General features: G+C 71.3%; 16 protein-coding genes. 14 read left to right on the top strand and 2 right to left on the bottom strand.

Features of this window, described 5'->3' with window-relative positions; translation table 11 throughout:
* The 6 genes from ACQE3C_RS06085 to dhaL all read left to right on the top strand — a co-directional run bounded on the left by ACQE3C_RS06085 (position 1) and on the right by dhaL (position 6126).
* Positions 1–1173: a phosphoribosylaminoimidazolesuccinocarboxamide synthase gene (locus ACQE3C_RS06085; protein ID WP_434538288.1), complete on the top strand. Its 1173-nt coding sequence runs from the start codon at positions 1–3 to the stop codon at positions 1171–1173.
* A complete protein-coding gene (purQ, locus tag ACQE3C_RS06080; RefSeq protein ID WP_434538287.1) occupies positions 1170–1841 on the top strand; it encodes a phosphoribosylformylglycinamidine synthase subunit PurQ in 672 nt (223 codons plus the stop codon). The genes ACQE3C_RS06085 and purQ overlap by 4 nt, the downstream gene beginning before the upstream one ends.
* A 105-nt stretch (positions 1842–1946) precedes the next feature.
* Positions 1947–3095: an N-acetylglucosamine-6-phosphate deacetylase gene (locus ACQE3C_RS06075; RefSeq protein ID WP_434538286.1), complete on the top strand. Its 1149-nt coding sequence runs from the start codon at positions 1947–1949 to the stop codon at positions 3093–3095.
* The gene (locus ACQE3C_RS06070) at positions 3095–4348 is read left to right on the top strand and encodes a neutral/alkaline non-lysosomal ceramidase N-terminal domain-containing protein (protein WP_434538285.1); all 1254 of its coding nucleotides are present in this window, start codon (positions 3095–3097) and stop codon (positions 4346–4348) included. Before ACQE3C_RS06075 ends, ACQE3C_RS06070 begins: the two co-directional genes overlap by 1 nt.
* A 146-nt stretch (positions 4349–4494) precedes the next feature.
* Entirely contained in the window at positions 4495–5490 is a 996-nt protein-coding gene (locus ACQE3C_RS06065) for a dihydroxyacetone kinase subunit DhaK (protein WP_434538284.1), read from the top strand.
* A 3-nt stretch (positions 5491–5493) separates the two neighbouring features.
* Positions 5494–6126 (top strand): dihydroxyacetone kinase subunit DhaL, encoded by a 633-nt coding sequence (dhaL, locus tag ACQE3C_RS06060; RefSeq protein WP_434538283.1) that lies wholly within the window; start codon positions 5494–5496, stop codon positions 6124–6126.
* Positions 6127–6154: 28 nt separating this feature from the next.
* On the opposite strand, the gene ACQE3C_RS06055 is transcribed toward dhaL, so the two are convergent.
* The gene (locus ACQE3C_RS06055; protein ID WP_434538282.1) at positions 6155–7210 is read right to left on the bottom strand and encodes a zinc-binding dehydrogenase; all 1056 of its coding nucleotides are present in this window, start codon (positions 7208–7210) and stop codon (positions 6155–6157) included.
* Positions 7211–7472: 262 nt separating this feature from the next.
* Here ACQE3C_RS06055 and ACQE3C_RS06050 point away from each other — a divergent pair, with 262 nt between their 5' ends.
* The 6 genes from ACQE3C_RS06050 (at position 7473) to ACQE3C_RS06025 (ending at position 19182) form a co-directional block, all read left to right on the top strand.
* On the top strand, positions 7473–7685 hold the full coding sequence (locus ACQE3C_RS06050; RefSeq protein WP_434538281.1) for a TOBE domain-containing protein: 213 nt from the start codon (positions 7473–7475) through the stop codon (positions 7683–7685).
* 89 nt (positions 7686–7774) lie between these two features.
* Positions 7775–10417, top strand: a complete 2643-nt coding sequence (pepN, locus tag ACQE3C_RS06045; protein WP_434538280.1) for an aminopeptidase N — start codon at positions 7775–7777, stop codon at positions 10415–10417.
* A 10-nt stretch (positions 10418–10427) separates the two neighbouring features.
* Entirely contained in the window at positions 10428–14051 is a 3624-nt protein-coding gene (locus tag ACQE3C_RS06040; RefSeq protein ID WP_434538279.1) for a proline dehydrogenase family protein, read from the top strand.
* The gene (locus tag ACQE3C_RS06035) at positions 14048–15463 is read left to right on the top strand and encodes an ABC transporter ATP-binding protein (protein WP_434538278.1); all 1416 of its coding nucleotides are present in this window, start codon (positions 14048–14050) and stop codon (positions 15461–15463) included. Before ACQE3C_RS06040 ends, ACQE3C_RS06035 begins: the two co-directional genes overlap by 4 nt.
* Positions 15396–15782, top strand: coding sequence for a hypothetical protein (locus ACQE3C_RS06030; protein WP_434538277.1), 387 nt, complete (start codon positions 15396–15398; stop codon positions 15780–15782). Before ACQE3C_RS06035 ends, ACQE3C_RS06030 begins: the two co-directional genes overlap by 68 nt.
* Positions 15775–19182, top strand: a complete 3408-nt coding sequence (locus tag ACQE3C_RS06025; protein ID WP_434538276.1) for a bifunctional proline dehydrogenase/L-glutamate gamma-semialdehyde dehydrogenase — start codon at positions 15775–15777, stop codon at positions 19180–19182. The genes ACQE3C_RS06030 and ACQE3C_RS06025 overlap by 8 nt, the downstream gene beginning before the upstream one ends.
* Here the strand turns inward: ACQE3C_RS06025 and ACQE3C_RS06020 are convergent.
* Positions 19097–19801 (bottom strand): Crp/Fnr family transcriptional regulator, encoded by a 705-nt coding sequence (locus ACQE3C_RS06020; RefSeq protein WP_434538275.1) that lies wholly within the window; start codon positions 19799–19801, stop codon positions 19097–19099. The two genes, ACQE3C_RS06025 and ACQE3C_RS06020, sit on opposite strands and share 86 nt — an antisense overlap.
* A 126-nt stretch (positions 19802–19927) precedes the next feature.
* On the opposite strand from ACQE3C_RS06020, the gene ACQE3C_RS06015 reads away from it, so the two are divergent.
* Together ACQE3C_RS06015 and ACQE3C_RS06010 are read left to right on the top strand one after the other, a co-directional pair.
* The gene (locus ACQE3C_RS06015; protein WP_434538274.1) at positions 19928–20164 is read left to right on the top strand and encodes a heavy-metal-associated domain-containing protein; all 237 of its coding nucleotides are present in this window, start codon (positions 19928–19930) and stop codon (positions 20162–20164) included.
* A 53-nt stretch (positions 20165–20217) separates the two neighbouring features.
* A complete protein-coding gene (locus ACQE3C_RS06010; RefSeq protein WP_434538273.1) occupies positions 20218–22284 on the top strand; it encodes a heavy metal translocating P-type ATPase in 2067 nt (688 codons plus the stop codon).
* The last annotated feature ends 12 nt before the right edge of the window (positions 22285–22296 follow it).

Here is a 22296-nt window from a genome sequence, read left to right as displayed (position 1 = left end):
GTGGTCGTGCCCCTGCTTGACCTGCCCCTGATCCATTCCGGCAAGGTGCGTGAGCTCTACGAGCTGCCCGCCGACCCGCAGACCGGTACCGAGCGCATGCTCATGGTCGCCACCGATGCGGTCTCGGCCTATGACTTCGTGCTCACCCCGGGCATCCCCGACAAGGGGGCGATCCTGACCCAGATGTCCCAGTGGTGGTTCGAGCAACTGGCTGACCTGGTGCCCAACCACGTCCTGTCGACCACCCTGCCCGCCGGTGTCACCGACCGGGTCGCCGGGCGCGCGGTCGTGGTCGAGAAGCTGCGCATGGCCCCGGTCGAGTGCGTCGCCCGCGGCTACCTGACCGGGTCGGGCTGGGCCGAGTACCAGCAGTCGCGCACCGTCTGCGGCATCCCGCTGCCCGACGGGCTGGTCGATGGTGACCGGCTGCCCGAGCCGATCTTCACCCCCGCCACCAAGGCCGAGCAGGGTGAGCACGACGAGAACATCACCTACGAGCAGATGCTGCAGGTCACCGGGCCCGAGCTGGGGGAGCAGTTGCGTGACCTGACGCTCGCGATCTACCGCCGCGCGGAAGGGATTGCCCGCGAACGCGGCATCATCCTGGCCGACACCAAGGTCGAGTTCGGGCTGCGCCCCGACGGCACGATCGTGCTGGCCGACGAGGTGCTGACCCCCGATTCGTCCCGATTCTGGGATGCCGCGACCTGGCAGCCCGGCGAACGCCTGGACAGTTTCGACAAGCAGTTCCTGCGGGATTGGCTCGTCCACGAGTCCGGCTGGGACCGCGCCGGCGACCAGCCCCCGCCGCCGCTGCCGGACGAGGTCGTCACCGCCACCCGCCGGCGCTACCTCGATGCCTACGCCCGACTGGTCGGCCAATCGTTCACGCCCACCGCGCCCACCGCTAGGATCAGCCCCATGGCCACCGTAGTTGTCGATGTCATGCCCAAACCCGAGATCCTTGACCCCCAGGGCAAGGCCGTCACCGGCGCCCTGACCCGGTTGGGCTTCGAGGGCCTGACCGTGCGCCAGGGCAAGCGCTTCGAGGTGCAGGTCGAAGGCGAGGTCACCGACGAGGTCCTGGCCCGCATCGGTGAGGCCGCCGAACGCCTGCTCGCCAACACCGTCATCGAGCAGTACGTCGTGCGCGTCGAGGAGCAGCAGCAATGACCCGGATCGGTGTGGTCACCTTCCCGGGCTCGCTGGACGACCACGACGCCCTGCGCGCCGTCACCCTGTCCGGGGCCGAGGCGGTGCCGCTGTGGCATGCCTCCGACGACCTGGGCGGGGTGGATGCGGTCATCCTGCCGGGCGGGTTCTCCTACGGTGACTACCTGCGCTGCGGGGCGATCAGCCGGTTCAGCCCGGTGATGGGCTCGGTCATCGACGCCGCCAACCAGGGCATGCCCGTGCTGGGCATCTGCAACGGCTTCCAGGTGCTGTGCGAATCACACCTGCTGCCCGGCGCGATGATCCGCAACGAGTCCCGCCAGTTCATCTGCCGTGACCAGCGGCTGCGGGTCGAGTCGATCGACACCACCTGGACCTGCGACTTCGAGCAGGACCAGGAGATCACCATCGTCCTGAAGAACGGCGAGGGCAACTACGTCGCCGACGCCGAGACCCTCAAGCGGCTCGAGGACAACAACCAGGTCGTCTTCCGCTACCTCGGCAACCCCAACGGCTCGGCCAACGACATTGCCGGCATCACCAACGAGCGTGGCAACGTGGTCGGTCTGATGCCGCACCCCGAGCACAACATGGAAGAACTGACCAGCCCGAGCCTGGACGGTCGTCCGTTCTTCACCTCGGTCCAGCGCTTCCTCGCGCGGGTCTGACCCCCGGCGCTGCCACCGCCGCCCGCGGCCCCTCGCGCGTCCCATGTCGCTGCCGATCTTCCGTTGGGGATTGGCATGCAATCGATTGCATGGGATGTTGGGACGGTGAGTGCACACACCTCGGGTCGCCGCGTCGAGGGCCGCGACCCCGCCACCGGCCAGGTCCTCCGGGTGCAGCTCGAACGCGGCACCATCGGCGCCGTCGAACGTCGTGGCCACAGCGGCAGTGACCTGCCGTGGCTCGTGCCGGGGCTGGTCGACCTGCAGGTCAACGGCTACGCCGGGTTCGACGTCAACCACGAGACCCCCGGAGCCGAGCACATCGTGGGAATCACCGAGGCCCTGCGTTCACGTGGGGTCACCACCTGGGTGCCCACCGTCATCACCGGCTCGCAGGAGCAGGTCATTGACCGGCTGGCCGCGATCACCCGGGCGCGGTGCGACCCCGACATCGCGGCAGCGATCCCGTTCGCGCACGTCGAGGGGCCGTTCATCTCCGACCAGGACGGTGCGCGGGGGGTGCACGACCCCGCCCACATCCGCCCGCTCGACGCGGCTGAGGTGCGCCGCTGGGCAGCGCAGGGGCCGGTGGGCTACCTCACCGTCTCACCGCACCAGCCCGATGCCCCCGACCAGGTGGCCCGCGTGGTCGCCGACGGGGTCGCGGTCGCCATCGGCCACACGCACGCCACCCCCGACCAGATCAGCGCCGCCGTCGATGCCGGGGCCAGCCTGTCGACCCACCTCGGCAACGGCATCTTCGCCACCCTGGCCCGCCACCCCAACCCGATCTGGACCCAGCTGGCCGACGACCGGCTCACCTGCGGGTTGATCGGGGACGGCCACCACCTGCCCGGCGACACCTTCACCGCCATGGTCCGAGCGCTCGGGCCGGGGCGCGCATTCCTGGTCTCGGACTCGGTGGAACTGGCCGGCTCACCCCCGGGTCGCTACCGCACCGCGGTGGGCGGGGAGGTCGAGTTGGACCCGACCGGTCGGCTGTCCTACGTGGGCACCGAACTGCTTGCCGGCGCGGCTGTGAACCTCGCCGACTGCGTCGTCTGGGCGCTGGCGAACACCCCCTTCTCCCTGGCCCGGGTCATCGACCTGGCGGCCACCACCCCCGGACGAGTCGTGGCCGAGCTCGGCGGCACCCGCCCGGGACGGCTCCGCGTCGGCGGACGGGCTGACCTGTGCCTGCTCGACGAGCAGGGCAAGGTCGTCGAGGTCGTCGCCGGTGGGCGGGTGCTGTGATGACCTGGCAGCCGCGCGTCGGGGCCGCGACCGGTGAGGTGGAGGTGCCGCCGGGCACCCCGATGGCGGGATATGCCGCCCGCGCCAGCGGCACCACCGGGGTGCATGACCCCATGACGGTGCGCGCACTGGTGGTCGACCGGGTCGCTGTCGTGGTGATCGACTGCTGCACCCTGCACGAGGACACCTGCGCCCGGGTGCGCGAGGCCGCCCTGGCCGCCGGAGCTGTCGACGAAGTGGTGGTCGCGGCCACCCACACCCACGCCGGGCCCTGCGTCGGCGGGGGCCGGGTGGGTGAGGACGCCCCCGAGGTGCGCGAAGCCATGGTCGCGACCGCGGTGGCCACCGTGGCCCGGGCAGCCGCCGGGGCCACCCCCGCCACCGCCGCCCACGCCGTGGCCCACGGGGTCGACCTGGCCCGCAACCGGCGCCACCTGGACGCCTCGATCGACCCGCCCGTGCACCTGGTCAGTTTCGACGACCTGACCGGCGCCCGGGTCGCGACCGTGGTCAGCTACCCCTGCCACCCGGTCGTGCTCGACGCCTCGAACACCCTGGTCAGCGCCGATTACGTCGGCCCCTTGCGGCAGCGGGTCGAGGCCGACCGCGGGGGAGTCTGCCTGTTCCTGACCGGTGCCGCCGGCGACATCAACACCGGGCACAGCGCCGAGGCCTCCTACAGCCTGCACGGTGCCGGGCAACGCACCTTCGCCGAAGCGGCCCGGGTGGGCCACCGCATCGCGGAGGCCGCGCTGGCCGCCGAACCCACCCTGCTGTCGGCCCCGGCACCGACCCCGGTGCGCAGCAGCCGGGTCGTCCTCGACCTCGACGAGCTCGACCGTGCCCGGGTCGCCCAGCAGGCCCGGGGCTGGCGTGCCGAACTCGCCGACGACCCACCGCACGCCACGCTGCTGCAGGTGTGGGCCGAGTGGGCCGACAGCCTGCCCGACGACTGCCCGACCAGCTGGGCGGGCCGGGTCACCGTGCTGGGCTGGGGGTCGCTGCGGGTGGTCGCGCTGCCCGGGGAACCCTTCCTGGCCGCCGCCGAGGACCTGGCCGCGCAGCGTGAGGCTCCGACCATGGTGCTGGGCTACTGCGACGGGGTGCCCGGCTACCTGCCCTCGGCACCCGAGTACCCGCTGGGCGGCTACGAGGTCGCAGACGCCCACCGCTACTACGGCATGCCGGCCGGCTTCGTCCGCGGCAGCCTGGAGCGGCTCGTGGAGGCGGCCACCGCGTTGCTGGACGAGTGAGAACATCGCCCCCCGGTGGGGTCGAATTTCCCTCGCCATCCGCCCTCCCGCGGACAAGGGTCGGCTGGTAGCGTGAATGACACCACGCACACGCGTGCGGGCTGGTGAGGCGTGCTCCCGGCCACCCTGACAACGATGAGGTAGTCATGGCTCAAGTCAAGAAAATCATGAACAAGCCCGAGGACCTGGTCGACGAAACCCTCGATGGGCTCGTCGCCATCTCGCAGGGCCTGCTGGCCCGTGACCCGGGCTCCCGGGTGGTGCGCAGCACCAGGATCGAACAGGGCAAGGTCGGCCTGGTCGTCGGCGGCGGCTCGGGCCACGAACCCATGTACGGCGCCTTCGTCGGACCGGGCCTGGCCAACGCCAGCGTCTCGGGCAACATCTTCGCCGCCCCCGCCCCGCAGCACGTGCAGGAGGCCATTGAGGCCGCCGACGCCGGCGCCGGTGTGCTGATCGTCTACGGCAACTACGCCGGTGACATCCTCAACTTCGACCTGGGTGCCGAGGACGCCGAGGACAACGGGGTGAAGTCGCGCACCGTGCTCGTGCGTGACGACGTTGCCACCGACGACCGCGAGGGTCGCCGTGGCATCGGCGGCGCCTACTACGTGGTCAAGGCCGCCGGCGCCGCCTGCGCCAAGGGGCTGTCGTTGGACGAGGCCGCTGAGGTCACCGAACGGGTCGAGTTCAACACCCGCACCATCGGCATCGCCCTGCGCGCCGGCGTGCTGCCCGACACCGGCAAGCGCACCTTCGAGCTCGGCGACGACGAGATCGAGATCGGCCTGGGTGTGCACGGTGAGGTCGGTGTCGAGCGGACCAAGCTGCAGACCGCCGACCAGATCGCCGAGAACATGCTCAACCGCATCCTCGTCGACCTGCCGTTCGAGTCCGGTGACCGGGTTGCGGTGCTGATGAACAACCTCGGTGCCACCACCCAGATGGAGATGCTGATCGTCTACCGCCGCATCGCCCAGCTGCTGGAGGAGAAGGGCATCACCGTCGAACGCACCGACATCGGCGCACCGTTCACCTCCCAGGACATGGCCGGCTTCTCGTTGACGTTGCTGAAGCTCACCGACGAGATCGCCGAACTGATCGCCGCTCCGTGCGAGTCGGTGCCGTGGACCCAGGCCTGAGCGATGGCCGATTCACTCGACAAGGAACAGGTCAGGACCGTCCTGCTGGCGGCCTGCCAGGCCATCATCGACGCCAAGGAGGAACTGGGCGAGGCCGACCGGGCCACCGGTGACGGTGACCACGGGCAGGGCATGGCCAACGGTTTCGGCGCAGGCCAGGAAGCCCTGGGCACTGCTGAGCTGGGCACCGTCGGCGACGCCTTCAAGACCGTGGGGTCGGCCGTGATCGGCACCAGCGGCGGGGCGTCCGGGGTCATCTTCGGGACGATGTTCCGGGCCCCGGCGAAGGTGCTGAAGTCCGAGGTGCTGGACGCCGAGGGTTACGCCCAGGCGCTGGAGGTCGCGGCTGAACAGGTCTCCACACGGGGGAAGGCACAGCGCGGTCACAAGACCATGCTCGATGCGCTGATCCCGGCGGCCGAGGCTGCCCGCGCTGCGGTCGGTGACGGGCTCGAGGCCACAGCCCGGGCCGCCGCCGAGGCGGCCGAGCAGGGTTCTGCCGAGACCGCTGACATGATCGCCACCTTCGGACGAGCCAAGTCACTGGGGGAGCGGGCCCGCGGTCACCGCGACCCCGGTTCGATCTCGGTGTCGATCCTGTTGGCGACGATCGCCGACGGCATCGCCCAGGCCTGAGCGGGCCCGGGCCTGAGCGGGGCCCGGGTCAGCTGGCGGCGGGGCCGGTGAGCAGCACCTTCAGGTTCTCACCGGCCTTCGCCGCCTCGAAGGCCGCCCCGGCCTGCTCGATCGGGTAACTGCCGGTCAGCAGCGGCGCGAACACCTCGGGCACGGCGGCCAACAGGTCGAGGGCCTCACGGTTGTCGGCGTTGGTGTTGGCTGTCGACCCGGTGACGACCAGTTCGCCGTAGTGCACCAGGTTGGCGTCCAACCCGACCACGCCCCTGCCGGAGGGCAGCCCGGCGAAGAAGTTCACCCGGCCCCCCTTGGCGGCTGCCCGTAACGCATCGGCGAAGACCTCACCGACCGGGGTGGCCACCACGATGGCATCGGCCCCGGCGCCATCGGTGTGGTCCCTGACCTGCTCGGCCAGGTCGCCGGCCCGGGGGTCGAGGGTGACATCGGCCCCGAGGTGGGCGGCGAGTTCACGCCGGGGGGCCGAGGTCTGGCTGACGATGACCCGGCCGACCCCGCGGTGCTTGGCCACCAGCAGCGCGATCAGCCCGATCGGGCCTGCCCCGCAGACCAGCAGGGTGTCCTCGGGGCCGACCTGCAGCGGACGAAGCCCACGCACCACCGCGGCGATCGGTTCGGTCAACGCAGCCGTTGCCAGGTCGAGGCCATCGGGGACGACCAGCACGTTGCCGGCCGCCACCCCGGCCGCCGGGATGCGCACCCGCTCTGCAAATCCCCCGTCGAAGGTGAGCCCGACCGAGGTGTAGTTCTCGCACAGGTTCCCCAGCCCCCGCCGACACGGCCGGCACCGGGTGCAGGCAATGTTCGGGGCGATGGCCACGCGGGTGCCGGGGGTGAAACGCTCCTGGCCGCTGCGGTTCTGGGTGACGATGCCGACCGCCTCGTGGCCGGGCACCCGCACCGTGCCCGGGGGGTAGAGCCGGTGCTCACCGCGGGCGATCTTCAGGTCGGTGCCGCAGATGCCGCAGGCGGCGACCTCGACGACCAACTCGCCCTCGTCCGCGACCGGATCGGGTCGCTCGACCAGTCTGAGCACGCCGTCTGCCTGGTATTCGTAGGCCAGCATCGCGCTACCCCTTTCGCTGCTGTGGTCACCGGTGCGGACCACGCTAGCGCCTCGGCCGGCCTCGTCCGGCAGTGGTGGCGAACCGGGGCTCACTCGCACCTGCGGAGGTTGCGGCGGGGCGGGTGGGTCAGCCGCGGACATTTCCCGGCGGGTATTCCGTAAATCGCTGCCGGGGACTTTGTGGGGCAATTGTCGCACCGATTCCCGGGCGATATTGTGGGTGGTTGTCAAGACATTGTTCCACCGTGAAAAGGTGAAGTTCATGAAGCTCAGCGCTCGCAACCAGCTCAAGGGCACCGTCGTCGGCATCGAGGCCGGCGCGGTCAACTCCATCGTCCAGATCGAGGTGGCCCCGGGCCTGGTGATCACCTCCTCGATCACCAACGCCGCCGTGGCCGAGCTCGGCCTCAAGGAGGGCGCCGAGGCCTACGCCGTCATCAAGGCCTCCAGCATCATGGTCGGCGTCGACGACTGAGCCCTCTCGGCGGCCCGAGTGTCGGCCCTCCGAGGCACGTGAGGCCCCGCACCACCGAACAGGTCGGGTGCGGGGCCTAGTCTTGTTGCATGACGGCCAACCTCACTCGTGACACCGCCCGGCACCGCAGCCGGCACCTCAATCTGGACACCATCGAGGTGTGGCTCGACATCACCGGCGCGGTCGACCCCGAGCAACTGGCCTTCCCCAGCCGGTCCACGCTGCGGTTCACCTCCACCACCGACCGGGTCGGCATCGACTTCCTCGACGGTGAGGTCGATGCGGTGCAGGTCAACGGGCTCGAGGTCCCGGTGGACTACGACGGTGCCACCGTCCGGGTGACCGGCCTGCGCACCGATGGGGCGACCAATGAGGTCACCATCAGCGGACGAGCCCGCTACTCCCGCTCGGGCCAGGGCCTGCACCGCTTCACCGACCCGGCCGACGGGCAGACGTTCTGCTACACCCAGTACGAACCGACCGATTCGCGGCGGGTCTACGCCCAGTTCGACCAGCCAGACCTCAAGGCCCGGCACACCTTCCACGTGGACGCCCCCACCGGCTGGACCGTGCTGTCGAACCAGCCGGCCACGGTGACCGGCTCCCGGCACGACTTCGCCGAGACCCCACCGCTGTCGACCTACATCACCGTCATCGTCGCCGGCCCCTACCACGGGGTCACCGACAGCTGGACCAGCGCCGACGCCACCCTCACCATCCCGCTCGGGCTGTGGTGCCGGGCCTCCCGCGCCGACACCCTCGACGCTACCGAACTGTTCCGGGTGACCAAACTCGACCTGGACTTCTTCCACGAGAACTTCGCCTACCCCTACCCGTGGGGAAAGTACGACCAGGTGTTCGTCCCCGAGTACAACCTCGGCGCGATGGAGAACCCGGGCTGCGTCACCTTCACCGAGCAGTACCTGTTCCGCTCGGTAGCCACCCGCGCCCAGTTCGCCGGGCGCGCGAACACCATCGCCCACGAGATGTCCCACATGTGGTTCGGTGACCTGGTCACCCCGCGCTGGTGGGACGAACTGTGGCTCAAGGAGTCGTTCGCCGAGTTCATGGGCAGCCACGCCACCGCCGAGGCGGCCGGGTTCCCGGAGGCGTGGGTCAGTTTTGCCGGTCGCCGCAAGGCGTGGGCCTACGCGCAGGACGAACTGCCCACCACCCACCCGATCGCCGCCGACATCCCCGACGTCGAGGCGGCCAAGCAGAACTTTGACGGCATCACCTACGCGAAGGGTGCTGCCGTGCTGAAGCAGTTGGTGCACCACGTCGGGGTGGAGGCCTTCTTCGCCGGCGCCCGGAAGTACTTCGTCGACCACGCGTTCGGCGCGACCGAGTTCGCCGACCTGGTGACTGCCCTGGAAACGGCCTCGGGGCGTGACCTGTCGGCCTGGACCCACGCCTGGCTCGAGACCGCCGGCCCCGACACCCTCACCGGTGTGCTCGAGGTCGGCGCCGACAACACCATCACCCGGGCGGCGATCGAGCAGGTCTCCCTCGATGCCATCACCGGTGAGCACGTCGGACGACCGCACACCCTCGCTGTGGGCCTCTACGACCTGACTCACGGTTTGCTGACTCTCCGTCAGCAAACACGGATGGACCTCGACGGCACCCCCACGGCGGACGAGACTCCCGGTGGCCGGACCCAGGACGGCCGGACCCCCACCGGCACCCGGTCGTCCGTGACCGACCTCGGCCTGGTCGGCCAACCCGCCCCCGACCTGATGCTGGTCAACGATGCCGACTGGACCTACGCCAAGGTCGTCCTCGACCCGCGGTCACTGGCCACCGCGCTGGCCCACCTGCCGACCCTCGCCGACCCGCTGGCCCGGGCACTGCTGTGGAGCCAGCTGTGGTCGATGGTCCGCGATGCCCTGCTGCCGGTGGCCGACTACGTCGCTGCCGTGGAACGCCACGGCCCCGGGGAGACCGACGCCGCCACCCTGACCACGCTGCTGGCCAATGCCCACGCCGCCATCGAGAACTTCCTGCCACCACAGGCCCGACCCGCCGCGCGGGCCGACCACCTGGCCGCTCTGGGTCGGATGTTGGACCAGTCCGACCCCGGCTCGGACACCCAGCTGATCCTCGCCCGGGCGGTGGCCCGACAGGCCGCGGTGGTGCCCGATGCTGGCCCCCAGCAGGCGACCACCCTGGCCGAGAGCCCGCCGGATGGGTTGGAGGTCGGCCCCGACCTGCGCTGGTCACTGCTGCAGGCCCGCGCCGCCACTGACGACATCTCCAATGACGACCTGGCCACGGCACTGGCCGCCGATGACACCCTTGACGGCAGCCACGAGCACCTCACCGCGACCGCCGCCCGCCCCGATGCCAACACCAAGCGTGACCTGCTGTTCGCGATGCTCGAGCCCGGCGCCTGCACCAACGCGCAGGTCGACGCCATCGTGGCGGGGTTGAACCAGCCACTGTCGCGGCACCTGCTGGCGCCGGAGGACTCCCACTACTTCGACCAACTGGCCCGCTGGTGGCAGCGCTACCCGATTGAGATCGCCCAGCGGCTGGTCGGCGGGCTGTTCCCACCGCCCAGCGAGCAGGTGGTCGAGGCCGGTGCCCAATGGCTGGCCCAGAACCCCGACTCACCGCGGGCGCTGCGCCGGCTCGTCCACGAAGAGACCGACCTGGCCGCCAGGGCGCTGCGGGCGCAGGCCGCCAACAGCACGCGGGCGCAGGCCGCCAACGGCCTGGACGTGCAGTAGGACCTCTGCCATGAACCCCGCCGCCCGCTCACCCGCCGAACCCCCGCCGTCCGAGCCCGGACGCGGGGAACCCCGATGGGACGAGTCCCGCCTGGACGACCCGGGCGTGGCCGACCAGGCGGGGGCGGCCGCCGAGCAGGTGCGGGAGTGGCTGGCCGTGGCCCGCGACATCCCGGTGGGGTCGAGCCCGGCGCAGGTGGCCCGCCTGCTGCGCGACCCGGCCGGTCTCGACTTCGCCGTCGGGTTCGTGGACGGGGTCATCCGCCCCGAGGACCCCCACGTCGCCGCCACCACCCTGCGCCGCCTCGCCGGCTCCGGACCCGACGGCGCGGCCGTACCCCGTTCGATCCCCCTCCACCTGCGCTGGGGGCTGGGCCTGGCGGCCCGCGGGGCCGGTCTCGTCCCGGGACTGGTCGTGCCGGTGGTGCGCCGGGCGCTGCGTGCCCTGGTCGGTCACCTGGTGGTCGACGCCGGTGACCGGGCGCTGGGCCGACACCTGAGCCGGCTCCGCGGGCAGGGCACCCGGCTGAACATCAACCTGCTCGGGGAGGCAGTGCTGGGTAGGGCCGAGGCCGACCGTCGGCTGGCCGAACTGCTGCGCCTGGTGCGCCGCGACGACGTCGACTACGTCTCGGTGAAGGCCTCCGCGGTGATCGGTCCGCACTCACCGTGGGCCTTCGAACAGGCCGTCGACGAGACCTGCGACCGGCTGCTTGAGCTCTACCGGGCCGCCCGCGAGCACCACACCTTCCTCAACCTCGACATGGAGGAGTACCGCGACCTCGCCTGGACGCTGGCTGTGTTCACCCGCCTGCTGGACGAACCCGACCTGGCCGACCTCGAGTCCGGCATCGTGCTGCAGGCCTACCTGCCCGACTCGCTGGCGGCCATGCAGCAGCTGCAGGACTGGGCGTCGCGCCGCCGGGCTCGCGGCGGCGCCCCGATCAAGGTGCGGCTGGTCAAGGGTGCGAACCTGCCCATGGAACAGGTCGAGGCCGAGCTGCGGGGCTGGCCACTCGCGACGTGGTCGTCCAAGCAGGACACCGACACCCACTACAAACGGGTGCTCGACTGGGCACTGACCCCGGAGCGCACCGACGCGGTGCGGCTGGGGGTGGCCGGGCACAACCTGTTCGACATTGCCTGGGCCTGGCAGCTCGCCGGGCGGCGCGGGGTCCGGGGCGCCGTCGACGTCGAGATGCTGCTCGGGATGGCACCCGCCCAGGCCGAGGCCGTCCGGCGCAGCGTCGGGTCGCTGGTGCTCTACACCCCGGTGGTGCACCCGGCGCACTTCGACGTGGCCATCGCCTACCTGGTGCGCCGGCTGGAAGAGGGCGCGGCCCCGCAGAACTTCATGAGGTCGCTGTTCGACCTGGACGACCCGGCCACCTTCGAGCGTGAGTTCGGTCGGTTTGTGGCCTCCCTCGAGGCGCTGGCGACCCCGGACGGAGGTGACCGGGGCTACGCCGGCCCGGGAGAGGCCCACGCGGGCGTGACCGGCCCGGACGAGGGCGCTGCACCGGCCGTCCCCGCCCCGCGGCGAACCCAGGACCGAACCGCTGCCCCCGAGCCGCCGGTGCCGGGCGCCTTCCGCAATGCCCCCGACACCGACCCGGCACTGCCCCGCAACCTCGCCTGGGCCGACAGGGTGCTGGACCTCGCCCGCAGCGCGCCCACCGATCGTCCGACTGGTCGCGGCGCCGCTGGGGCTCCCACCACGCGGATCGAGGACCCCGCTGCCCTCGACCAGGTCCTGACCGCCGCCAGCACCGCCGCGCCGGCCTGGCAACACCTCGGCAGCACCGGACGGGCCGCGGTGCTGCGCGCCGCCGCGGTCGAACTGGAACGCCGCCGCGCCGACCTGGTCGCCGTGATGGCTTCCGAGTGCGGCAAGACCATCGCCGAGGCTGATCCCGAGGTGAGCGAGGCCGTCGACTTCGCGGCCTGGTACGCCGACCAGGCCGAGCGGCTCGACCACATCGACGGGGCCCGCCACCAGCCGGTGAACCTGGTCGTGGTCACCCCGCCGTGGAACTTCCCGGTGGCGATCCCGGCCGGCTCCACCCTGGCCGGGCTGGCCGCCGGGGCCGCCGTCGTCCTGAAACCGGCCCCGCAGGCCGAACGCTGTTCGGTGCTGCTGGCCGAGGCGCTGTGGGCGGCCGGGGTGCCCCGCGAGGTGCTGCAGCTGGCCCTGCTGGACGAGGGCGGCCTGGGCAGGCAGCTGGTCACCGACCCCCGCGTCGACCGGCTCGTCCTCACCGGCGCCTGGCAGACCGCCGAACTGTTCTCGCGCTGGCGCCCCGAACTCCACCTGCTCGCCGAGACCAGCGGCAAGAACGCCATCGTGGTCACCCCCAGCGCCGACATCGACCTGGCCGTGCGCGACGTGGTCGCCTCGGCCTTCGGGCATGCCGGGCAGAAGTGTTCGGCGGCCTCGCTGGTGATCCTGGTCGGGGCGGTGGGTCGATCGCGGCGGTTCCGCCACCAGCTCATCGACGCCACCCGGTCGCTGCAGGTCGGCTGGCCCACCGATGCCGCCACCCAGATGGGCCCCCTGGTCGGCCCGGCCGTGGGTAAACTGCGGCGCGCACTGACCAGCATCGAACCGGGCCAGAGCTGGTGGGTCGAGCCCAGGGCGCTGGACGACTCGGGTCGGCTGTGGTCACCGGGCATCCGGGCCGGGGTGCAGCCCGGCGATGAGTTCAGCCGCGTGGAGTACTTCGGGCCGGTGCTCGGGGTGATGGTCGCCGACGACCTCGAGCAGGCCATCGCCTGGCAGAACCAGACCGACTACGGGCTGACCGCAGGCCTGCACAGCCTCGACGACGCCGAGATCGCCACCTGGGTCGAGCGGGTCGAAGCCGGCAACCTCTACGTCAACCGCGCCACCACCGGCGCCATCGTGGCCCGCCAACCCTTCGGGGGCTGGAAGCACTCGGTGGTCGGGGCCGGGGCCAAGGCCGGTGGGCCGAACTACCTGTTCGGCCTGTGTGACTGGACGAGCGCGCCGGCTGCCAGCGACGCCCGCCCGCTCCCGGCCGGCGAGCGGGTGCTCGCCGCCGCCCGCAACCTGGGCGGGGGACTGGTCGGCGCCGATGACCTGGCCATGCTCACCCGGGCGGTGCGCAGTGATGCCGCCGCCAGCCTGGAGTTCGGCGGTGCCCACGACCCGGTCGGGCTGGCCGCCGAGACCAACCAGCTGCGCTACCGCGGCGCCGGCACCCGGGTGCGGGTGGGGGAGTCGGCTCGTCCGATCGAGGTCTTGCGGGTGGCCGCCGCAGCCCTGGCCACCGGCGCCCGGCCGCTGGTCTCGTGCAGCCCCGGGCTGGACCCTGCCCTGCCGGCGGCCCTGCGTGAGTTCGGCCTGGTGGTGCAGGTGGCCGACCAGGACTGGTGGCAGGACCTGCCCGAGGGCCGCCTCAGGCTGGTGGGGGAGGACCGCGACTGGTTGGCCCGCCGACTGGCTCGTCCGGGAGTGGCCCTGTTCGCCCAACCGGTGACCGAATCGGGGCTGCTCGAAGGGCTGCCGTTCGTCCGGGAACAGGCGCTCAGCATCACCAACCACCGCTTCGGGGTGGTCAGGGGTCAGCGGCAACTCGGCAGCGGCGTGGCTTCCCGCGCCGGTGCGTGGTGAAGGCCAACCGCATCAATCTCACCATCGAGGATGGGGAGTTCCTGGTGCTGGTCGGCCCCTCCGGGTGTGGCAAGTCCACCACCCTGCGGATGCTGGCCGGCCTCGAACCCGTCGATGAGGGCCAGATCTTCATTGACGGCGCCGACGTCAGTGAGGTGCCTGCGCGTCACCGCGACACGGCCATGGTGTTCCAGAGTTATGCCCTGTACCCGAACATGACGGCGCGCCAGAACATGGCGTTCGCGCTCGAGAACGTCCGGATGCCCAAGGACCAGATCAAGCAGAAGGTGGCCCGGGCGGCCACCATGCTCGAGCTCGAGCCGCTGCTGGACGTGAAGCCGGGAGCCATGTCCGGTGGCCAGCGCCAACGGGTGGCCATGGGACGCGCCATCGTGCGCGACCCCAAGGTGTTCTGCATGGACGAGCCACTGTCGAACCTGGACGCGAAGCTGCGGGTGGCGACCCGGGCCCAGATCTCGTCCCTGCAGCGTGAACTCGGCGTCACCACCGTCTACGTGACCCACGACCAGACCGAGGCCATGACGATGGGCGACCGCGTTTGCGTCCTCAGGGATGGCGTCGTGCAGCAGGTGGACGACCCGACCCACCTCTACGAGCACCCGGCCAACACCTTCGTTGCCGGCTTCATCGGCTCGCCGGCGATCACCCTGATGGACGGCATCGCCATCGAGGACGGACGCGCCGTGATGGGGGAGGGCCACACCGTCGACCTGGGCATCCAGCGCGACCAGGCCAGCAGGGCCGACACCGGCCGGGTGATCGCGGGAGTGCGCCCCGAGGCGTGGGAAATCCTGGACGCCACCAGCGACCACCGCGACTCGGTGCCGTTGACGGTGACCATGATCGAGCACCTCGGTTCGGAGGCCTATCTGTACTGCGAGCCGCACCTGAGCCCGGACTCCACGGTCAGCATCCGCGGGGGACGGGTCGTCCTTCGTGCCCCGACAAGCGACACCGGGTGGTCGTCGGCGACGTGCTTCGGGCCCGGCCACGCCACGGAGAGTCCTATTTCTTCGACCCGGACACCGAGACGAACCTCGAGTACCTCTAGGTTCTCCGCGGGGCGGTGCGCCCGTTCACGGGGCCCTAGACTTGAATCGTCCCCTCCGAAAGAAGGTGGTCATCATGCGCACCGCCGCGCGTGTCACCCGGTGGACCGCATTCATCCTCACAGCACTCTTCGTTGCTCTCGCCACGCTGTTCGCACTCGGCTATGCATTCGAAGACCTGCCGCTCGGATCCGCCCTACTGGTCACCGCAGCGAACGTGCTACCCCTCGCTGCGCTCGTCATCGCGGTTCGAGTCTGGCCAGCCCGAGCACCCATGGTGCTGGGCATCGGTATCGCGCTGGTCCTGGTGTGGGGGGTGGTCAGCAACTTCGTCGAGGCTGACTTTCCCGTGCTCCCGATGATGACGCTGATACTGGCCCTGCCAATCGCCGTGATGGGCCTGAGTCGGCCATCCATCGCGGGAATGATGCTCCTGGCGTTGGCGGCGATTCCTTTCCTGTCGCTGGTCGTTCGCCTGGTGCGCATGCGTGGTCCTGAAGGACCTGGCATGCGAACCCTGCTGAGCACCTCGTCCGGGGCAGTGATCGTCCCACTGGCACTGTTTTCTGTCCTCTTCCTGGTTGCGGGGGAACTCGGCAGACGGATCCAAGAAGGTCACGGGTTGGGCGAGCAGGCCCGCCCCTGGCTGCCCGATGACTGAAGACCTCTCGCGGCTGGTGCCCCCGGCCGTCGACCTGGTGCGCGACTGGCTGGCCGTGGCCGCGGGTCTACGGGCCGACCCGGGGGCCGAGCAGTTGGCCCGGCTGCTGCGCGACCCGCGGGGGCTGCCGTTCGCAGTCGGATTCGTCGATGGGGTCATCCGGCCCGAGGACCCACACGTCGCCGCCGCCAACCTGCGCACCCTCGCCGTCGACGTCCCCCGGGCCATCCCGATCCATCTGCGCGGGGCGCTGTCGGCCGCATCCCTGGGCGCATCGTTGGCTCCTGGCCTGGTCATCCCGGTCGTCCGGCGGGCACTGCGGGCACTGGTCGAGCACCTGGTCGTCGACGCCGGCGAGCTGAGTCTTGGCCGCAGCCTGGCGCGGCTGCGTAGCCCCGGGACTCGCCTGAACGTCAACCTGCTGGGAGAGGCCGTCCTGGGTCGGCGGGAGGCCGGGCGCAGACTCGAGCAGATCATCCGGCTGGTCGGCCGCGATGACATCGACTACGTCTCGGTGAAGGTGTCTTCGGTGATCGGGCCGCACTCCCCGTGGGCCGTGGACGAGGCCGTCGCGGAGACCTGCGAACTGCTGGCGCCCCTCTACCGCGCCGCCCGGGACACGGGCACCTTCGTGAACCTCGACATGGAGGAGTACCGCGACCTGGCGCTGACCACCGCCGTCTTCACCCGACTGCTGGATGCGCCGGAGTTCGCCACCATGGACGCCGGCATCGTCCTGCAGGCCTACCTGCCGGACGCACTGGCCGTGATGCAAGACCTGCAGGCGTGGGCCAGCCGCCGCCGCACCGCGGGCGGGTCCCCGGTCAAGGTGCGCCTGGTCAAGGGTGCGAACCTGCCGATGGAGGTGGTCGAGTCGCAACTGCGGGGCTGGCCGTTGGCGACGTGGTCGTCCAAGGTGCAGACCGACACCAACTACAAGCGGGTCCTGGACTGGGCGCTGACCCGCGAGCGCACCGATGCCGTCCGGCTCGGGGTCGCCGGGCACAACCTGTTCGACATCGCCTGGGCCTGGCTGCTCGCCGGCGAGCGCGGTGTGCAGGACGCGGTCGAGGTCGAGATGCTGTTGGGGATGGCGCCGGCGCAGGCCGAGGCCGTGCGCCAGACGGTGGGCTCAGTGCTGCTCTACACCCCGATCGTTCACCCGGCCCACTTCGACGTCGCGATCGCCTACCTCATCCGACGCCTGGAAGAGGGGGCCGCACCGCAGAACTTCATGTCGGCGGTGTTCGACCTGGACCAGGACGCCGCCCTGTTCGCCCGCGAACGAGAGCGCTTTGCTGCCTCGGTGGCAGCACTCGACACCCAGGTGCCCCGACCGCATCGCCGGGCCGGACGCGGCCTGATCCCCCGGGGCGCTGTCTTCGTCAACACCCCAGACACCGATCCGGCGCCGGGGGCGAACCGCGCCTGGGGTCGGGCGATCCTGGCGAGTGTGCCTCGGCGCGGTGGGATGCCGCCGCTCGACCACCCGCGGATCGACACCGTGGAGCAGGTCGACGACGTGCTGGAGGTGGCGGGGGCGGCCTCGGCTGGCTGGCACGCACGGGGTGCAGTGGGTCGCGCCGACGTGCTGCGCGAGGTCGCCGCGGAGTTGGAACGACGCCGTGGCCCGCTGCTGGCGGTGATGGCCGGCGAGTGCGGCAAGACCCTCGCCGAGGGGGACCCGGAGGTCAGTGAGGCCGTCGACTTCGCCAACTACTACGCCGACCAGGCCGAGTTCCTCGAGCGCATCGACGGCGCCACCCCGGTCCCGGTGCGGCTGGTGGTCGTGACCCCGCCGTGGAACTTCCCGCTGGCGATTCCGGCCGGCTCGACGCTGGCCGCACTCGCGGCCGGGGCCTGCGTCGTGCTCAAACCCGCACCCCAGGCCGAACGGTGCGGGGTGGCGCTGGCCGAGGCGCTGTGGGCTGCCGGTGTGCCGCGGGATGTGCTGCAGGTGGCGCTGCTGGACGAGGGCGACCTAGGCAGGCGACTGGTGGGCGACGCGCGCGTGGACAGGGTCGTCCTCACCGGCGCCTGGCCGACCGCCGAACTGTTCGCCGGGTTTCGTCCGGGGCTGCAGTTGCTGGCCGAGACCAGCGGCAAGAACGCCATCGTCGTCACTCCCAGCGCGGACATCGACCTGGCGGTGAAGGACGTGGTCACCTCGGCCTTCGGCCACGCAGGGCAGAAGTGCTCAGCCGCCTCCCTGGTGATTCTGGTGGGGGCGCTCGGAGGGTCCCGGCGATTCCGTGAACAACTCATCGACGCCGTCGAATCGCTCCGCGTCGGCTGGCCCGAGGACCCGGCAGTCCAGATGGGGCCGCTGGTCGGCCCGGCCGAGGGCAAGTTGCTCGAAGCGCTCACCCACCTCGAACCGGGTCAGGAATGGTGGGTGCGACCCCGAAAGCTCGACGACACCGGCCGGCTCTGGAGCCCCGGCGTTCGCGCCGGGGTGCGGCCCGGGGACCAGTTCCACCTGACCGAGTACTTCGGACCGGTGCTGGGGGTGATGGTGGCGGACACCCTGGCGGAGGCCATCGACTGGCAGAACCAGGTCGACTACGGCCTCACCGCCGGGCTGCACAGCCTCGACCCCGCCGACATCGCCACCTGGACCGACCGGGTGCTGGCCGGCAACCTCTACGTGAACCGGGGCATCACCGGCGCCATCGTCGCACGCCAACCCTTTGGCGGCTGGAAGCGGTCGGCGGTGGGCGCCGGGGCCAAGGCCGGCGGGCCGAACTACCTGGTCGGGCTCAGCGACTGGACCAGCGCGCCCGCCTCTTCCGACGCCCGGGTGCTGCCGACCGGTGCCGCGCTCCTCGCCGCGGCCGGCGGACTGTCAGCCGATGACCGGGCCCAGCTCGAGCGGTCGCTGCGCTCGGATGCCGCCGCGCGGACGGAGTTCAGCGGTGTCCACGACCCGACCGGACTGGCCGTGGAGGCGAACCTGTTCCGGTACCGGCCCGCCGCCACCATGATCCGGTTCGGCTCATCCGCGCGTCCGGTCGAGTTGCTGCGGGTGGTGGGCGCCGCGCTGGAGGCCGGGGCTCGTCCGGTGGTGTCCTGCGCCGGCACACCGGGGGAGGAGATCGTCGGGGCCCTGCGCGACCTCGGTCTGGAGGTGCGCCTCGGGGACGTCGACTGGCTCGCGGACCTTCACGTCCCGCGGGTGCGACTCGTCGGCGAGGACCACCGCAGCGTGGCAGAGGCGCTGGGCCCGCGCCCCGACGTCGCCCTCTACGGGCAGCCGGTCACAGAATCGGGGCGACTGGAGGCGTTGCCGTTCCTGCTGGAGCAGGCGCTGAGCATCACGAACCACCGCTTCGGGACGCTCCGGCCGATGTTCGAGCATCCAGGGCATCCGGATCGGTCAGCAGGATCTCCGACCCGCTGACCCGGATGGCGCCGTCCTTCTCGAGCCGAGCCAACGCCCGACTGAACGATTCCGGGGTCGTGCCGAGGTAGGACGCCACTTCTCGCTTGGTCATCGGCAGCACCACCGCGATGCCGCCCTCGGCTGGGCGGCCGGGCAGGCTGAGCAGGTAGTCAGCCAGTCGGGCCGGCACGTCGGTGCCGGCCAGGGTGGTCAGCCGCTGCTCGGCATCGACCAGCCGCTGACTGAGCGCCCGCAGCAGTTCCACCGCGATCCGGGGGTGGGTGGCGGTCAGCCGGCCCAGGTCCCGGTGGTCGAAGACACAGGCGGTCACCGGCTCCAGCGCGACGACGGTGTGGTCGGGGCGGGCACCGGTCAGGAAGGCGTGCTCGCCCACGACCTCACCCGGGCCGACGGTGCGCAGAACCTGCTCGTGCCCGTCCGCGCGCAGGTGGGTCAGCTTCGCCTCGCCCTGGTGGACGACGAACAGTTGGGCGACGTGCTCACCCTGCCGGTAGAGGGTTGCGCCCTTGCGAATTCGACGTGGCCGGGCGAAGCCGGCGACCTCGAGCTGTGCCTCGGCGTCGAGGGTGGCGAAGATCGGGACGAGGGTCACGCAGGTGTCGGCGTCGTCGGGCATGTGCCCATTGTGCCTCGCCTTCGGCCCCGTGGGGCTTGACATCCGTCAAGGCGGAAGTCCTCGGTCCCCCGTAATTTTGAAGCATCGGCGGGCAACAAGTCACCCGCCACTTCGAAAGGAACAGTCATGACCAGCACCACCCACACCACCCACACCACCCTGCGCGCCGAAGGCTTCTCCTGCCCGTCATGCGTCCAGAAGATCGAGAAGCAGGTCGGCAGGTTGCCCGGCGTCGCGAAGGTCGAGGTGAAGTTCGCCAGTTCCAGGGTTGAGGTCGACCACGACCCCACCGTCTCCAGCGTGGACGACCTGGTCGCCGCCGTTGACAAGGCCGGCTACAAGTCAGTCCCGTCAGCCTTCTGAACCCCGAGCGAGTTCCGCCACGCCAACCCCGGACAAAGAGAGAAGTGAACATCATGAGAATGGCGCTCGGTCGTCTTCGCGCATCGAAGTGGACGGTGCCCGTCCTTGCCGGCGCCCTGATCGTCGCCGCATGGGCGACCGGGGCACGCGGCGGGTCGGGCCTCGGCAATGCATTCATGCTGGCAGCGGCGGTGGTCGCCGGGGCGCGGATCGCGGTCAGCGCGGTCCGCGCGCTGAGCGTCCGCACCATCGGCATCGACCTGCTGGTCACGGTCGCCGCGATCGGCGCCATCTTCCTGCGCAACTACTGGGAGGCCGCCGCGGTCACCACACTGTTCGCGATCGGACACGCCCTCGAAGCCGTCACCCTGGCCAAGACCCGATCGGCCCTCGCCGAGCTGGTCGAGACCGCACCCGACGTCGCCCTCGTTCTGCGGGACGGGCAGGAGGTGGAGGTGCCCGCCGCCGAGGTGTTGCTGGGCGAGACGGTGATCGTCAAGGCGGGGGCGATCGTCCCCGTCGACGGGGAGGTCGAATTCGGTGAGGCGGCCGTCAATGAGGCCAGCATCACCGGCGAGTCCATCCCCGCCGCCAAGGGGCCGGGCGATCGCGTCTTCGCCGGCACGGTGCAGACCAACGGCCACCTGCGGGTCCGCACCGAGGCCATCGGCGGTGAGACCACGCTGGCCCGGATCATCCGCCGGGTCGAGGACGCCCAGGATGCCAAGGCCCGCACCCAGGCCTTCATGGATCGCTTTTCGAGGTGGTACACCCCCGGCATCATCGCGATGGCCATCGTGGCCGGCCTGCTCAGCGGCAACCTCGAACTGGCCCTGACCCTGCTGGTGATCGGATGCCCCGGCGCGCTGGTGATCTCCATCCCCGTCTCGATCGTCGCCGGCATCGGCCGCGGCGCCCGCGACGGTGTGTTGATCAAGGGTGGCGAACACCTCGAACGAGCCGCCACCATCACCGCCGTGGCCCTCGACAAGACCGGCACCCTCACCCTGGGGCGTCCCCAGCTGACCGACGTCGTCGTGCTCGACCCGCGGTTCGAGCCGGACGAGGTGCTGCGACTGGCCGCAGTCGCCGAGGTCGGCAGCGAACACCCGCTGGCCCGCCCGATCGTCGACGCGGCACGCGAGCGGGGGCTGCCTGTGGAAGTCGAGGGCACCACCTTCGACCCGGTCGTCGGCCACGGCATCGTGGCCCGCACCCCGGCTGGGGAGGTCGAGGAGGGACTGCACCACCGGCGGATCGTGGTCGGCAAGCCGGAGCTTGTCGCCCGCACCTTCCCCGGCATCGACCTGGCCGAGGCCACCGCGCGGGTGGAGTCCCTCGGCGAGCTGGGTCGCACGGCCATGGTCGTCGCCGCCGACCACGGCCCGGGTGTCGAACAGCACGCCGCCCCGCACCCGGACATCCCGCACCCGGACATCCCGCACCCGGACACCCCGCACCCGGCGGTGATCGGCCTGGTCGCGGTCGCCGACACCCTGCGTCCCGGCGCCCGGCAGGCGGTCGCCGACCTGCGCCGGGTCGGCGTCGAGCGAGTGGTCATGCTCACCGGCGACCGGGCGTCCGTGGCAAGGGCAGTGGCCGCCGAGGTGGGCATCACCGAGGTCCGCGCCGGCCTGCTGCCCGAGGACAAGCTTGAGGCGATCGCCGAACTGCAGTCGTCCGGGGCTCGGGTGGCGATGGTTGGCGACGGCGTCAACGACGCACCGGCCCTGGCCACCGCCGACACCGGCATCGCGATGGGGGCTGCCGGCAGCGGGTTGGCCGTCGAGACCGCCGACATCGCCCTGATGACCGACCGGCTCGACCGGGTGGCCCATGCCCTGGGCCTGGCCCGGGCCACCGTGCGGGTGATGCGGCAGAACATCGCCGTCGCGCTGGTCACGGTGGCGCTGCTGCTGGCCGGGGTCTTCGCCGGGGGAGTGACCATGAGCATCGGCATGCTCGTGCACGAGGCCTCGGTGCTGCTGGTGATCATCAACGCCATGCGGCTGCTGCGCCGCACCGCCCCACCCCGGCGTGAACCCGGTGACGTCGAGGGCCGCAGTGACCACGCCGCGGCCCGGCGTGCGGACGACCGGGTCCCCGCGATGGCCGGGTGAACCCGGGCCACC

Origin of the sequence: Aestuariimicrobium sp. Y1814, from assembly GCF_050113895.1 — a bacterium.
Lineage (GTDB): Bacteria > Actinomycetota > Actinomycetes > Propionibacteriales > Propionibacteriaceae > Aestuariimicrobium.
This window is presented reverse-complemented; position numbering and strand designations above follow the sequence as displayed.

Bases quoted from the DNA above. Each gene is read 5' to 3' on its own strand.
- ACQE3C_RS06015 (WP_434538274.1), top strand. From the start codon at position 19,928: ATGACCAGCACCACCCACACCACCCACACCACCCTGCGCGCCGAAGGC.
- ACQE3C_RS06020 (WP_434538275.1), bottom strand. From the start codon at position 19,801: ATGCCCGACGACGCCGACACCTGCGTGACCCTCGTCCCGATCTTCGCC.
- ACQE3C_RS06070 (WP_434538285.1), top strand. From the start codon at position 3,095: ATGACCTGGCAGCCGCGCGTCGGGGCCGCGACCGGTGAGGTGGAGGTG.
- ACQE3C_RS06025 (WP_434538276.1), top strand. From the start codon at position 15,775: ATGACTGAAGACCTCTCGCGGCTGGTGCCCCCGGCCGTCGACCTGGTG.
- purQ (WP_434538287.1), top strand. From the start codon at position 1,170: ATGACCCGGATCGGTGTGGTCACCTTCCCGGGCTCGCTGGACGACCAC.
- ACQE3C_RS06050 (WP_434538281.1), top strand. From the start codon at position 7,473: ATGAAGCTCAGCGCTCGCAACCAGCTCAAGGGCACCGTCGTCGGCATC.
- ACQE3C_RS06040 (WP_434538279.1), top strand. From the start codon at position 10,428: ATGAACCCCGCCGCCCGCTCACCCGCCGAACCCCCGCCGTCCGAGCCC.
- ACQE3C_RS06055 (WP_434538282.1), bottom strand. From the start codon at position 7,210: ATGCTGGCCTACGAATACCAGGCAGACGGCGTGCTCAGACTGGTCGAG.
- ACQE3C_RS06010 (WP_434538273.1), top strand. From the start codon at position 20,218: ATGAGAATGGCGCTCGGTCGTCTTCGCGCATCGAAGTGGACGGTGCCC.
- dhaL (WP_434538283.1), top strand. From the start codon at position 5,494: ATGGCCGATTCACTCGACAAGGAACAGGTCAGGACCGTCCTGCTGGCG.
- pepN (WP_434538280.1), top strand. From the start codon at position 7,775: ATGACGGCCAACCTCACTCGTGACACCGCCCGGCACCGCAGCCGGCAC.
- ACQE3C_RS06030 (WP_434538277.1), top strand. From the start codon at position 15,396: ATGGTGCTGGGCATCGGTATCGCGCTGGTCCTGGTGTGGGGGGTGGTC.
- ACQE3C_RS06065 (WP_434538284.1), top strand. From the start codon at position 4,495: ATGGCTCAAGTCAAGAAAATCATGAACAAGCCCGAGGACCTGGTCGAC.